A 13,889-nucleotide genomic window follows, 5' to 3' on the forward strand; every position below is an offset into this window, starting at 1 on the left:
GCCGTGATGAATAAGTTCTTTTCAGGCCGATCCGATATGCCATTCGCCATGCTGCTGCTGGCCCCTGGCTTGCTGTTGCTGGGCGGTTTAGTGGCGTGGCCGATGATATCTAACATCGAAATCAGCTTTATGCGTCTGCCGCTGAATCCGCAAATCGAGTCAACGTTTGTCGGCCTGAGCAACTATATCCGTATCTTATCCGATCCTGGATTCTGGCATTCACTGTGGATGACGGTCTGGTATACCGCGCTGGTCGTGGCAGGGAGCACGATACTGGGACTGGGCGTGGCGATGTTCTTTAACCGTGAGTTTCGTCTGCGGAAAACGGCGCGCTCACTGGTCATCCTCTCTTACGTAACGCCATCAATATCGCTGGTGTTTGCCTGGAAATACATGTTCAACAACGGCTACGGCATTGTGAACTACCTCGGCGTGGATCTGTTGCATCTTTACGATCAGGCGCCGCTGTGGTTCGACAATCCCGGTAGCAGCTTTGCGCTGGTCGTACTGTTCGCTATCTGGCGCTATTTTCCGTATGCCTTTATTTCGTTTCTGGCGATTTTGCAGACTATCGATAAATCGTTATATGAGGCAGCGGAAATGGATGGCGCGAACGCCTGGCAACGGTTTCGTATCGTCACGTTACCAGCGATTATGCCCGTGCTGGCGACCGTGGTGACGCTGCGCACGATCTGGATGTTCTACATGTTCGCCGATGTTTATCTGCTGACCACGAAAGTCGATATTCTCGGGGTCTATCTCTATAAAACAGCGTTTGCATTTAATGACTTAGGTAAAGCGGCCGCGATCTCTGTTGTCCTATTCGTCATCATTTTCGCTGTTATCCTGCTGACCAGAAAACGGGTGAACCTCAATGGCAACAAATAAGCGCACGCTTGGCCGCATTGGCTTTTACTGTGGATTAATTGTCTTCCTGGGCATCACGTTATTTCCATTTTTTGTGATGCTGATGACTTCATTTAAAAGCGCAAAAGAGGCGATCTCGCTGCATCCAACGCTGTTACCGCAGCAATGGACGCTGGAACATTACATCGACATCTTCAACCCGATGATTTTCCCGTTTGTTGACTACTTCCGTAATAGCCTGGTGGTATCGGTGACTTCTTCTGTGGTGGCGGTGTTTCTCGGCGTGCTTGGCGCGTATGCGCTTTCCCGCCTGCGTTTTAAGGGACGGATGACCATCAATGCCAGCTTTTACACGGTGTACATGTTTTCAGGGATCCTGCTGGTAGTGCCGCTATTCAAAATCATTACGGCTCTTGGCATCTATGACACTGAAATGGCGCTAATTATCACTATGGTTACCCAGACGTTGCCGACAGCGGTATTCATGCTGAAAAGCTACTTCGACACCATTCCGGATGAGATAGAAGAGGCCGCGATGATGGATGGGTTGAACCGTCTGCAGATCATCTTTCGTATTACCGTGCCGTTGGCAATGTCTGGTCTGGTTTCGGTCTTTGTGTACTGCTTTATGGTGGCGTGGAATGACTACCTGTTTGCTTCGATTTTCCTTTCCAGCGCCAGCAATTTTACCTTACCGGTCGGTCTGAACGCGCTGTTCAGTACACCTGACTATATCTGGGGACGCATGATGGCTGCATCGTTAGTCACTGCATTGCCGGTGGTCATTATGTATGCGCTTTCCGAACGTTTTATTAAAAGTGGTTTGACCGCTGGCGGCGTGAAAGGTTAAGCGGCCAGTTTAATTAAGGAGTTGTAAATGAAGAAGTTAGTTGCCACAGAACCGCGCGTTGCAGCGCTGGTGGAATATGAAGACAGAGCGGTATCCGCCAATGAAGTTAAAGTTCGCGTTAAATTTGGCGCGCCGAAACATGGCACGGAAGTGGTCGATTTTCGCGCAGCCAGCCCGTTTATTGACGAAGATTTTAACGGTGAATGGCAAATGTTTATGCCGCGTCCGGAAGGGGCACCGCGCGGGATCGAATTCGGTAAATTCCAGCTTGGCAATATGGTGGTGGGCGATGTTATTGAGTGTGGCAGCGATGTGACCGAATACGCCGTTGGCGATTCAGTTTGCGGCTACGGTCCGCTGTCGGAAACAGTCATCATCAACGCGGTGAATAACTATAAGCTGCGTAAAATGCCGCAGGGCAGCTCGTGGAAAAACGCCGTCTGCTATGACCCGGCCCAGTTCGCCATGAGCGGTGTGCGCGACGCCAATGTGCGCGTTGGTGACTTTGTGGTCATCGTGGGCTTAGGGGCAATTGGTCAAATAGCCGTGCAACTGGCCAAAAAAGCGGGCGCATCGGTAGTGATCGGCGTTGATCCTATTGAACATCGCTGCGATATCGCGCGTCGTCATGGCGCGGACTTCTGCCTGAACCCGATCGGTACCGACGTAGGTAAAGAGATTAAAACGCTGACCGGCAAGCAAGGCGCGGATGTGATCATCGAAACCAGCGGCTATGCGGATGCGTTGCAGTCGGCGTTACGCGGTCTGGCCTATGGCGGCACCATTTCTTATGTCGCTTTTGCCAAGCCTTTTGCAGAAGGCTTCAACCTTGGCCGTGAAGCGCACTTTAACAACGCCAAAATTGTCTTCTCCCGCGCCTGCAGTGAACCGAATCCAGATTATCCGCGCTGGAGCCGCAAGCGCATCGAGGAAACCTGTTGGGAACTGTTGATGAACGGTTACCTGAACTGTGAAGAACTGATCGACCCGGTTGTGACTTTTGCCAGCAGCCCGGAAAGCTATATGCAGTATGTCGATCGCCATCCGGAAAAGAGCATCAAAATGGGTGTGACGTTTTAATTAAGGAATGCAGAAAATGAAAATTGGAACACAGAATCAGGCTTTTTTTCCGGAAAATATTCTCGAGAAATTCCGTTACATCAAAGAGATGGGGTTTGACGGTTTTGAAATTGACGGCAAATTGCTGGTTAATAACCTTGCGGAAGTAAAAGCGGCGATCAAAGAAACGGGTCTTCCCGTCACCACAGCCTGTGGAGGTTATGACGGCTGGATTGGTGATTTTATCGAAGAGCGTCGCTTGAACGGTTTACAGCAGATCACTCACATTCTCGAAGCACTGGCCGAAGTCGGTGGGCAAGGCATTATTGTCCCGGCTGCATGGGGCATGTTTACCTTCCGCTTACCGCCGATGACCTCACCGCGTAGCCTTGCGGGCGATCGTAAAGCCGTCAGTGATTCATTGATTTACCTCGATAACGTTGCCGGGCGTACGGGGACGGTGGTGTATCTGGAGCCGCTCAACCGCTATCAGGATCATATGATCAACACTCTGGCGGATGCCCGTCGCTATATCGTGGAAAATAATCTGAAGCATGTGCAAATCATTGGTGATTTTTACCATATGAATATCGAAGAAGACGATATGGCACAGGCGCTACATGACAATCGCGATCTGCTGGGTCACGTCCATATTGCGGATAACCATCGTTATCAGCCGGGAAGCGGTACGCTGGATTTCACTGCACTGTTTGACCAGTTACGTGAAGATAATTATCAGGGTTACGTTGTGTACGAAGGGCGCGTACGAGCAGAGAATCTGCCGGAAGCGTATCGTCAGTCACTGGCCTGGCTGCGTACCTGCTAAGAGGATTTCCGTGAAAAGTGCACTGACAAGCTCTCCGCTTCGTGTCGCCATTATCGGCGCCGGGCAGGTGGCGGATAAAGTTCATGCTTCGTACTACTGCACCCGCAACGATCTGGAACTGGTGGCTGTCTGTGACAGCCGCCTGGCACAGGCGCGGCTGTTTGCAGAGAAATACGGGAATCCGCAGGTTTGGGACGATCCAGAGACGATGTTACGTGAAGCTAAGCCAGATATCGTCAGCATTTGCTCGCCTAATCGCTTTCATTATGAACATACCATGTTGGCATTGAACGCTGGATGCCATGTGATGTGCGAGAAACCTCCGGCAATGACGCCAGACGAGGCGTTGGAAATGTGTAAAACGGCGCGTCGGGTGGGAAAAGTACTGGCTTATGATTTTCATCATCGTTTTGCGCTGGATACGCAACTACTTCGTGAGCAGGTGATGGCCGGTATTCTGGGTGAAATCTATGTCACCAATGTCCGCGCTTTGCGCCGCTGCGGCGTGCCCGGCTGGGGAGTGTTCACCAATAAAGAACTGCAGGGCGGTGGACCGCTGATTGATCTCGGTATCCATATGTTGGATGCCGCCATGTATGTGCTGGGCTATCCGGCAGTAAAGCGAGTTAACGCGCACAGCTATCAACGCATTGGCACGCGTAAAAACAGTGGGCAGTTTGGGAAATGGGATCCCACTACATATACCGTGGAGGATTCTTTGTTCGGCACGATTGAATTTCATAACGGCGGTATCCTGCGCCTGGAAACCTCTTTCGCGCTGAATATTCCTGAACAATCGATTATGAACGTTAATTTCTGCGGCGATTTGGCGGGGGCGACGTTATTCCCGGCCCAGGTTTACACCGACCGTGATGGTACGCTTGACGTGCTGCTTGCGCGCGAGATGGCTGATGACAACCGTCATTATCGCAGCATGGAAGCCTTCGTTAACCATGTCCAGGGCGAGCCTGTCACTATTGCTGACGCAGAGCAGGGCGTCGTTATTCAACAACTGGTTGCCGCACTGTATCAATCGGCTGAAACAGGGACCTATGTAGACTTATGACGAAGCCAGTAAAGTTAACTGAACCAGTTTTTTGCCCACACAATCTGAATAAATATGCGTCACTTATGACGATCGGTAATGGCTATATGGGGATCCGCGCCAGCCACGAGGAAGCTTACACTTTACAGACTCGCGGTATGTACCTTGCAGGTCTTTATCACCGGGCAGGTAAAGGCGAAATTAATGAACTGGTTAATCTTCCGGATGTGGTGGGGGTAGAGATTTCACTCAATGGTGAGATTTTCTCGCTTACCAGCGGTGTTATCGAAAGCTGGCATCGTGAACTGGATTTTTCCTGCGGGGAAGTTCGCCGTGAGCTTATCTGGTGTGCATCTGATGGGGGGCGTTTTGCCATTGAGAGCCGGCGTTTTGCCTCGGCCCAGAAACTGCCATTGTTGGCGATGGAAATCGTCATTACGCCTCTGGATGCCGATGCCTGCATTGGTATCTCGACCGGTATTGATGCCACGATCACCAATCATGGTCGCCAGCATCTGGATGAAACGCAGGTCCGGGTCTTTGGACAGCATCTTATGCAAGGGATTTACACCACCCAGGATAATCGTAATGACATCGCTATCACCACATATTGCGATGTAGATGGCGCAGCGCAGCGTTGCTTCACTGCGAAAGAACGTCACTTATTACAACACAACACCGTGCAGGCGCAAGCCGGGCAGCGCGTCACGCTGACGAAAATGAGTTGGGTTGACTGGACGAGCGAACGCAACCTGTCGCTTGAGACCTGGGGACGCCAGTCGTTGCGTAACATTGAAGAATGCGCGCAACAGGGATATGACGCTCTGTTGGCTGAGTCGAGCACCAACTGGCATGCCTGGTGGCAAAGCCGTCGTGTTCAGATTACCAGTACTGATATCAGCGATCAGCAGGCACTGGACTATGCGCTCTATCATCTGCGTGTGATGACCCCAGACCACGATGAGCGCAGCAGTATCGCGGCCAAAGGTCTGACGGGCGAAGGGTATAAAGGGCATATCTTCTGGGATACTGAGGTCTTTTTGTTACCATTTCACCTGTTTACCGAACCGAAAACCGCGAGAAGTCTATTGCGTTACCGCTGGCATAATCTGCCGGGGGCGCGTGAGAAAGCCCGTCGCAACGGTTGGCAGGGCGCGCTGTTCCCGTGGGAGAGCGCTCGCAGCGGTGATGAGGAAACGCCTGAATTCGCGGCGATCAACATTCGTACCGGGTTGCGGCAAAAAGTGGCCTCCGCACAGGCTGAACATCACCTCGTGGCGGATGTGGCCTGGGCGGTAATCCATTACTGGCATGCCACCGGGGATCTAAACTTCATGACACGTGAGGGCATGACGCTGCTGATGGAAACGGCGAAGTTCTGGATTAGCAGGGCTGTCATGATTAATGGTCGTTTAGAGATCCACGATGTGATTGGCCCGGATGAATACACTGAGCATGTGAACAACAATGCGTTCACCAACTACATGGCCTGGTACAACGTAGAGCAGGCGCTGGGTTTTGCCCGTAGATTCGGGTATAGCGATGAAACGTTTATTTATCGTGCAGAACATTTTTTACAGCATCTGTGGCGACCGGAAGTGCAGCCCGATGGCGTGCTTCCTCAGGATGATACCTTCCTGAACAAACCGGTTATCGATCTGTCGCAGTACAAAGCCCAGGCGGGCAAGCAGACAATTTTGCTCGATTACTCCCGCGCGGAAGTCAATGAGATGCAAATTCTCAAACAGGCCGATGTCGTGATGCTGACCTACATGTTGCCAGAGCAATTTAGTCTGCAAACGTGTCTGGCAAATCTGCGTTTTTACGAGCCGCGCACAATTCATGACTCCTCTTTGAGTAAGGCGATCCATGGGATTGTGGCTGCGCGTTGTGGTGATTCGGCTCAGGGGTATCGGTTCTGGCGAGAAGGATCGCTGATCGATCTCGGAGAGGCACCACATAGCTGCGATGACGGTATTCATGCAGCAGCGACGGGGGCCATCTGGCTGGGGGCAATCCAGGGATTTGCTGGTGTGAACGTGCGTTACGGGGAGTTACATCTTGCGCCAGTATTACCTGCTCACTGGCAGAGGCTCTCTTTTCCGCTGCGTTGGCAGGGCTCCACTCTGCAGATAACTATCAATGATGCCGAAATCCGTATTCACAGCACTGAGCAGATTACCCTTTGGGTCAATGGCGAAAAAGTCTCGTTGCAAGGAGAGACCGTATTCAGCAATAGCGGCATCATTTCGCCTACGCATGGGACCCCTACCACAGAAGGGGGCGATGAATGATCTTCAAACCACAGGCCATCATTTTTGATTTAGATGGCGTGATTACCGACACTGCACATCTGCATTTTCTCGCCTGGCGACAGGTAGCTGATGAAATAGGAATTGAGATCGACGAAGCATTTAATGCCAGCCTGAAAGGGATTAGTCGCGGCGAATCGCTACAGCGTATTTTGCAATATGGCGGGAAAGCGGGGGCGTTTTCTCCTGAAGCCTGCGCACAATTGGCCGAGAGAAAAAACAGACTCTACGTCCATTCTTTGCGCCAGCTAACGGTTAACTCAGTATTACCGGGAATTCGTGAGCTGTTGATGACGTTGCGTGAACAGCAGATTCCGGTGGGACTAGCTTCTGTATCGCTTAATGCTCCCGCTATTTTACACGCGCTTGATCTTAGCTCTTATTTTGATTTTTGTGCGGATGCGGCGCTGATCACCCGCTCAAAACCGGATCCGGAAATTTTTCTGGCAGCCTGTGCGGGGCTTGGCGTTGACCCGCGGCAGTGTATTGGCATAGAAGATGCTCAAGCGGGAATTGAGGCGATCAATGCTTGCGGCATGCTTTCTGTTGGCATCGGTACAGGGCTGAACGAGGCAGGCTTGCAGCTTCCTGCAACCGAATTTCTGACGTGGCCGTGCTTATCGGCTTTCTGGCAACACGACAAGTAAAGGATTCAACATGGCACAGCTTTCGTTGCAACACATCCAAAAAATATACGATAACCAGGTGCATATCGTTAAAGACTTTAATCTGGAAATTGAAGATAAAGAATTCATTGTTTTTGTTGGCCCTTCCGGATGTGGGAAGTCAACAACGCTGCGTATGATCGCCGGTCTGGAGGAGATCAGCGGTGGCGATCTGCTGATTGACGGTAAGCGGATGAACGATGTGCCGGCCAAATCACGCAACATAGCAATGGTTTTTCAGAACTACGCGTTGTACCCGCACATGACCGTGTATGACAACATGGCGTTTGGCCTTAAAATGCAGAAAATTTCGCCTGCCGTAATTGAGGAACGCGTCAATTGGGCGGCGCAAATCCTTGGTCTTCGCGATTATCTGCAGCGTAAACCCGGTGCATTATCTGGTGGCCAGCGTCAGCGCGTGGCACTGGGGCGTGCAATTGTTCGCGAGGCGGGGGTTTTCCTGATGGATGAACCCTTATCGAATCTCGATGCCAAACTTCGCGTTCAGATGCGGGCAGAAATTAGCAAACTGCATCAGAAACTCAATACCACCATGATATATGTTACCCACGATCAAACCGAAGCCATGACCATGGCGACGCGTATTGTGATTATGAAGGATGGCATAGTTCAACAGGTTGGTGCACCAAAAACGGTTTATAACCACCCAGCAAATATGTTTGTCGCTGGTTTTATTGGCTCACCGGCCATGAACTTTATTCGTGGTGCGATTGACGGAAATAAGTTTGTTACTGAAACATTGAAGTTAACGATTCCAGAAATTAAATTGGCAAAATTAAAAGCACAGGGCTATGAGCATCAGGCGGTCACGCTGGGTATTCGCCCTGAGGATATACATCCGCAGGTTGAAAATGAAAATAGTATATTGGCAAAAATTAGCGTTGCAGAACTCACCGGCGCTGAATTTATGCTTTATACCGTTGTTGGGGGGCATGAGTTGGTGGTCCGTGCCGGTGCAGTTAATGATTATCACGCAGGAGAAAACATCACAATTCATTTTGATATGGCGAAATGCCATTTCTTTGATGCTGAAACTGAAGTGGCTATTCAATAAAATTCCGGGGGGATAAAAATCCCCCAACCCTTGGGGCATTTTTGCGAGTATTTTAACAAGGAATAATAATGAAAACCCTACTGTCCGCGACTGCGCTGATAATCAGCGCAGGAATGGCCTGCGCGCAGGCTGCTGAAAAGAATGACTGGCACTTTAATATCGGTGCTATGTACGAAATAGAAAACGTTGAAGGTCAGGGCGAAGATATGGATGGACTTGCTGAGCCGTCCGTCTATTTCAATGCGTCCAATGGACCGTGGAAAATATCGCTGGCCTATTATCAGGAAGGACCGGTTGATTACAGCGAGGGCAAACGTGGGACATGGTTTGATCGCCCGGAACTCGAAGTCCGTTATCAGTTCCTCGAAAGCGACGATGTTAATTTCGGTTTGACCGGTGGTTTCCGTAATTACGGTTATCACTATGTCAATGAACCGGGAAAAGATACCGCCAATATGCAGCGTTGGAAAGTTCAGCCGGACTGGGATGTTAAATTGACCGACGATCTGCGTTTTAGTGGCTGGCTGGCGATGTATCAATTCGTCAATGATTTGAGCACTACGGGTTACGCCGATAGTCGTGTCGAGAGTGAGACTGGGCTGAATTATACGTTTAACGAAACGGTGGGCTTAACGGTTAACTATTATCTTGAACGCGGTTTCAATCTGGCTGATTCACGTAATAATGGTGAGTTCTCAACCCAGGAAATTCGTGCTTATTTGCCGCTGTCTTTCGGCAATACGACTCTGACACCGTATACTCGTATAGGGCTTGATCGCTGGTCAAACTGGGACTGGCAGGACGATCCGGAACGCGAAGGTCATGATTTTAATCGTCTTGGTTTATTGTATGCCTATGATTTCCAGAACGGTTTATCCATGTCACTGGAATATGCTTATGAGTGGGAAGATCATGACGAAGGTGAAAGTGACAGATTCCATTATGCTGGTGTAGGTGTGAATTACGCATTCTAAAATGTACTGGGGCATATAATGCCCCAGTTTTTACACCAGTGAATCGGCCAATGATATTTGCGTGCTTACCGTGATATTCTGTAATCCTTTCTCACCGGCAATCAGCTTAAATAACAAATTGCAGCTTTGCTCACCCAGTTGTTGGGTGGGTACATCAATTCCGCCAGGAACTGGGGTCAGCATAAAAGACAGCAGTTCATTACTGTAACCGACAACGGCAAGTTGTTGCGGGATAGTAATGTTTTGCTCGGCCGCTACGCGATATAAACTCATTAACTTTAAGCTGTCGGTGGCAAATACAGCGTCGGGTAACGGCTGTTGGCTTAGTAATTTTCGTGATGCGAGCAGGGCGGTTTCATGGGTATATCCCCCGTCAATAACCCACTCGTCATGCATTTTAATATTATGCGCTTCAAGACTGGCTTTATAACCATTAACGCGATCAATAGAAACATGAACGTCAAGCGGTGCATGTAAACAGGCTATATTGCGGTGTCCACTCTCAATTAGCGCATTGGTTAACGTAATACTGTCGCGATAGTTATCGGTATCTACAGAATAAACATTGGAATAGTCACCTTCGACTTTACCAATAACTACGACCGGAACATTGTATTTATCCAGCCTTGCAAAAAATGATTCATCGGCGGGAGAACTCAGCATAATGATCCCTTTGATCAATTTCTGCTTAATTTTGCTCTCGCATTTTTGCAGGTCATCTTCAGTGCTTCGCGACGTCTGTAATATGACATCAAAACCGACCTCTTCAGCCTTAGCAGTAATTGCATGCAGCACTTCAGAGAAAAACGGATTCCCGGCGGTTGTTTTTGCAGAACGGGTAGATATCACCATTATTGCATCAAACCCGGAAGAGGTGAGGGCGCGGGCAAGTTTATTGGGCTGATACTGTAACTCATCAATAGCGCGCTGCACTTTTTCAAGCGCTTCTGGCGAGATGTTGGTTTGCTTATTAAGCACGCGCGATACCGTGGATTTTGATACGCCAGCGGCTCGTGCAATATCATAAATGGTAGGAGACATAGTTCCCAGGCTCCGTCCGAGAGTCAATGGCGGACATATTATGGAGTTAATTGGCGAATGACAACAATCTCGGAATACGGTTAGAAAAATCAAAAGGCTAACCGCACTATGTGTGTGCTGATGAACAATCGTCCACGGACGCAGACGGTGATAATACGATCGCAATATTTTCTTAAGAACTGGCGTATAGTGTAGGGGTTAAATCCAACTATCAGCCAGGAAGATATTATGTTGAAGAAAAGCGTATTCGCGTTGGCACTGGTCATCGGCATGCCGGTTTATGCTGCCGAGCACTGGATTGATGTTCGCGTTCCTGAACAGTATCAACAGCAGCATATTCAGGGGGCTGTCAACATCCCGTTAAAAGAGCTCAAGGCGCGTATCGTAACTGAAGTTCCTGATAAGAACGATACCGTGAAGCTCTACTGCAACTCCGGGCGTCAATCAGGGCAGGCGAAGGACATGCTGACTGAAATGGGCTACACGCAGGTGACTAACGAAGGTGGCATCAATCAGATTGCGCTGCCAAAAGTAGAAAATAAGTAAACCGCTCGCATTTCTTCTGCTACAGGCGGTAAGAATTATACCGCCTGATATCGCTCAGGTAGTTGATAAGTAAGAATTGCCCCCTATCTTTACTTCCTGTTTGTTATAATTTATTCGGTTCCTTCAGCAAAACGGGATGGCGATGAAGCGACTTAAAAATGAACTCAATTCGCTGGTTAATCGCGGCGTAGACCGGCATTTGCGGCTGGCTGTCACCGGACTTAGCCGTAGCGGTAAGACAGCATTTATCACCGCGATGGTAAACCAGCTACTCAATATTCATGCTGGTGCGCGTCTGCCGTTGCTCAGTTGCGTACGCGAAGAGCGTCTGCTCGGCGTTAAGCGGGTTCCACAACGCGACTTTGGCATTCCGCGCTTTATCTATGATGAAGGACTGGCTCAGCTGTATGGCTCTCCGCCGACCTGGCCAACACCGACACGTGGTGTGAGTGAAATACGTCTGGCGCTGCGCTACAAGTCCAATGACTCGTTACTGCGCCACTTTAAAGACACCTCCACGCTGTATCTGGAAATCGTCGATTATCCGGGAGAGTGGCTGCTTGATTTACCGATGCTGGCACAGGACTATTTGAGCTGGTCGCGTCAAATGACCGGATTATTACAAGGGCAGCGTGGTGAATGGTCGGCAAAATGGCGGCAGTTAAGCCACGGGCTTGATCCACTGGCACCTGCTGATGAAAACCGCCTCGCAGAAATCGCTGCTGCCTGGACGGAGTATCTGCATCAATGCAAGCAGCAGGGGCTGCACTTTATTCAGCCGGGCCGTTTTGTCCTGCCAGGTGATATGGCGGGCGCGCCTGCGTTGCAGTTTTTCCCGTGGCCGGACGTTGATGCCTGGGGAGAATCGAAGCTGGCGCAGGCAGATAAACACACCAATGCGGGTATGCTGCGCGACAGATTTAATTACTACTGTGAAAAAGTCGTGAAGGGATTTTATAAGAATCACTTCCTGCGCTTTGACCGTCAGATTGTGCTAGTTGATTGCCTGCAACCGCTCAACAGTGGGCCACAGGCGTTTAACGACATGCGTCTGGCGCTGACCCAACTGATGCAAAGCTTCCATTACGGACAGCGCACGCTGTTTCGTCGGCTGTTTTCACCGGTGATCGACAAACTGCTGTTTGCCGCCACCAAAGCGGACCATGTCACCGTCGATCAGCACGCTAATATGGTGTCGCTACTGCAGCAGTTGATCCAGGATGCCTGGCAAAACGCCGCATTCGAAGGCATCAGCATGGATTGTCTGGGTCTGGCATCGGTGCAGGCAACCACCAGCGGCCTGATCGATGTGAAGGGTGAGAAGATCCCCGCGCTGCGTGGTAATCGCCTGAGCGATGGCGAACCGCTGACGGTCTATCCTGGTGAAGTACCCGCGCGTTTACCTGGACAAGCGTTTTGGGACAGCCAGGGGTTCCAGTTTGAGGCATTTCGCCCGCAGGTGATGGATGTAGATAAGCCCTTACCGCATATCCGTCTTGATGCCGCGCTGGAGTTTTTAATAGGAGATAAATTGCGATGAGCGAGCCATTAAAACCGCGTATCGATTTCTCAGGTCCGCTGGATGTGGAACAAAATGCGGCGTTTAAAGCACAGCAGATGTTTAACGAAACGGAAGCGCAGACTTTTTCTCCGGCGACAGTGGATGAACCACTGGAAGATGAAGGTCAGGCAGAAGCCGTCATTGATGCGGCCCTTCGCCCTAAACGCAGTCTGTGGCGCAAGATGGTGATGGGTGGGCTGGCACTGTTTGGCGTGAGCGTTGTCGCTCAGGGAGTGCAGTGGACCATGAATGCCTGGCAGACTCAGGACTGGGTTGCGCTGGGAGGATGTGCTGCTGGCGCATTGATTATTGGCGCGGGTGTGGGGTCGGTTGCGACAGAGTGGCGTCGGTTATGGCGTTTGCGCCAGCGCGCGCACGAGCGCGATGAAGCGCGAGATCTGCTCCATAGCCACGGAACCGGGAAAGGACGCGCATTTTGTGAAAAGCTGGCGCAGCAGGCGGGTATCGATCAGTCCCACCCGGCGCTTCAGCGCTGGTATGCCTCAATTCATGAAACGCAGAACGATCGTGAAGTAGTTAGCCTGTATGCGCATCTTGTGCAGCCGGTTCTGGATGCGCAAGCCCGGCGTGAGATTAGCCGTTCAGCGGCGGAGTCCACGCTGATGATTGCCGTCAGCCCGCTGGCGCTAGTGGATATGGCGTTTATCGCCTGGCGCAATCTGCGGCTGATTAATCGCATCGCATCGCTGTATGGTATTGAACTTGGTTATTACAGCCGCCTGCGCTTGTTCCGTCTGGTGCTGCTGAATATTGCTTTTGCCGGAGCCAGTGAACTGGTGCGGGAAGTGGGAATGGACTGGATGTCGCAGGATTTAGCCGCCCGCTTATCGACACGTGCCGCTCAGGGCATTGGCGCGGGCTTATTAACGGCGCGTCTGGGTATCAAAGCCATGGAACTATGCCGACCGCTACCGTGGATCGATGACGATAAGCCTCGACTGGGCGATTTTCGCCGCCAACTGATTGGTCAGGTGAAAGAGACCTTACAAAAGAATAAATCTCCGCGCGAAAGCTAGCCAATAATCGGGCACCGATCGTACAGCTTTA

The 13,889-nt window shown here is 50.7% G+C and carries 13 protein-coding genes; 12 read left to right on the top strand and 1 reads right to left on the bottom strand.

Features of this window, described 5'->3' with window-relative positions:
- Window positions 1–6 precede the first annotated feature (6 nt).
- From NMD08_RS12125 to NMD08_RS12165, 9 genes are all read left to right on the top strand, one after another.
- On the top strand, window positions 7–888 hold the full coding sequence (locus NMD08_RS12125; protein WP_252838821.1) for a carbohydrate ABC transporter permease: 882 nt from the start codon (window positions 7–9) through the stop codon (window positions 886–888).
- The gene (locus NMD08_RS12130; RefSeq protein WP_003020474.1) at window positions 875–1,717 is read left to right on the top strand and encodes a carbohydrate ABC transporter permease; all 843 of its coding nucleotides are present in this window, start codon (window positions 875–877) and stop codon (window positions 1,715–1,717) included. Before NMD08_RS12125 ends, NMD08_RS12130 begins: the two co-directional genes overlap by 14 nt.
- A 27-nt stretch (window positions 1,718–1,744) precedes the next feature.
- Window positions 1,745–2,797: a zinc-binding alcohol dehydrogenase gene (locus NMD08_RS12135; protein ID WP_151219341.1), complete on the top strand. Its 1,053-nt coding sequence runs from the start codon at window positions 1,745–1,747 to the stop codon at window positions 2,795–2,797.
- A 16-nt stretch (window positions 2,798–2,813) separates the two neighbouring features.
- Window positions 2,814–3,602: a sugar phosphate isomerase/epimerase gene (locus NMD08_RS12140; RefSeq protein WP_151225507.1), complete on the top strand. Its 789-nt coding sequence runs from the start codon at window positions 2,814–2,816 to the stop codon at window positions 3,600–3,602.
- A 10-nt stretch (window positions 3,603–3,612) separates the two neighbouring features.
- Window positions 3,613–4,668, top strand: a complete 1,056-nt coding sequence (locus NMD08_RS12145; RefSeq protein ID WP_370620169.1) for a Gfo/Idh/MocA family protein — start codon at window positions 3,613–3,615, stop codon at window positions 4,666–4,668.
- A complete protein-coding gene (locus tag NMD08_RS12150) occupies window positions 4,665–6,941 on the top strand; it encodes a glycoside hydrolase family 65 protein (protein WP_370620170.1) in 2,277 nt (758 codons plus the stop codon). Before NMD08_RS12145 ends, NMD08_RS12150 begins: the two co-directional genes overlap by 4 nt.
- Window positions 6,938–7,606, top strand: coding sequence for a beta-phosphoglucomutase (pgmB, locus tag NMD08_RS12155; protein ID WP_151219338.1), 669 nt, complete (start codon window positions 6,938–6,940; stop codon window positions 7,604–7,606). The genes NMD08_RS12150 and pgmB overlap by 4 nt, the downstream gene beginning before the upstream one ends.
- A gap of 10 nt (window positions 7,607–7,616) precedes the next feature.
- A complete protein-coding gene (locus NMD08_RS12160) occupies window positions 7,617–8,699 on the top strand; it encodes an ABC transporter ATP-binding protein (protein ID WP_370620171.1) in 1,083 nt (360 codons plus the stop codon).
- A gap of 68 nt (window positions 8,700–8,767) precedes the next feature.
- Window positions 8,768–9,673: an OmpG family monomeric porin gene (locus tag NMD08_RS12165; RefSeq protein ID WP_151219336.1), complete on the top strand. Its 906-nt coding sequence runs from the start codon at window positions 8,768–8,770 to the stop codon at window positions 9,671–9,673.
- Between the two features lie 30 nt (window positions 9,674–9,703).
- Here NMD08_RS12165 and NMD08_RS12170 read toward each other — a convergent pair whose 3' ends face one another.
- Window positions 9,704–10,714, bottom strand: coding sequence for a LacI family DNA-binding transcriptional regulator (locus NMD08_RS12170; RefSeq protein WP_187252355.1), 1,011 nt, complete (start codon window positions 10,712–10,714; stop codon window positions 9,704–9,706).
- A 228-nt stretch (window positions 10,715–10,942) separates the two neighbouring features.
- Between NMD08_RS12170 and pspE the strand changes: the two genes are divergently transcribed.
- The 3 genes from pspE (at window position 10,943) to NMD08_RS12185 (ending at window position 13,858) form a co-directional block, all read left to right on the top strand.
- The gene (gene pspE, locus NMD08_RS12175) at window positions 10,943–11,260 is read left to right on the top strand and encodes a thiosulfate sulfurtransferase PspE (protein ID WP_151219334.1); all 318 of its coding nucleotides are present in this window, start codon (window positions 10,943–10,945) and stop codon (window positions 11,258–11,260) included.
- 142 nt (window positions 11,261–11,402) lie between these two features.
- Window positions 11,403–12,800 (top strand): YcjX family protein, encoded by a 1,398-nt coding sequence (locus NMD08_RS12180; RefSeq protein WP_370620172.1) that lies wholly within the window; start codon window positions 11,403–11,405, stop codon window positions 12,798–12,800.
- Window positions 12,797–13,858, top strand: coding sequence for a YcjF family protein (locus tag NMD08_RS12185; RefSeq protein ID WP_008322369.1), 1,062 nt, complete (start codon window positions 12,797–12,799; stop codon window positions 13,856–13,858). Before NMD08_RS12180 ends, NMD08_RS12185 begins: the two co-directional genes overlap by 4 nt.
- The last annotated feature ends 31 nt before the right edge of the window (window positions 13,859–13,889 follow it).

This window comes from Citrobacter meridianamericanus (assembly GCF_041320245.1).
Lineage (GTDB): Bacteria > Pseudomonadota > Gammaproteobacteria > Enterobacterales > Enterobacteriaceae > Citrobacter > Citrobacter meridianamericanus.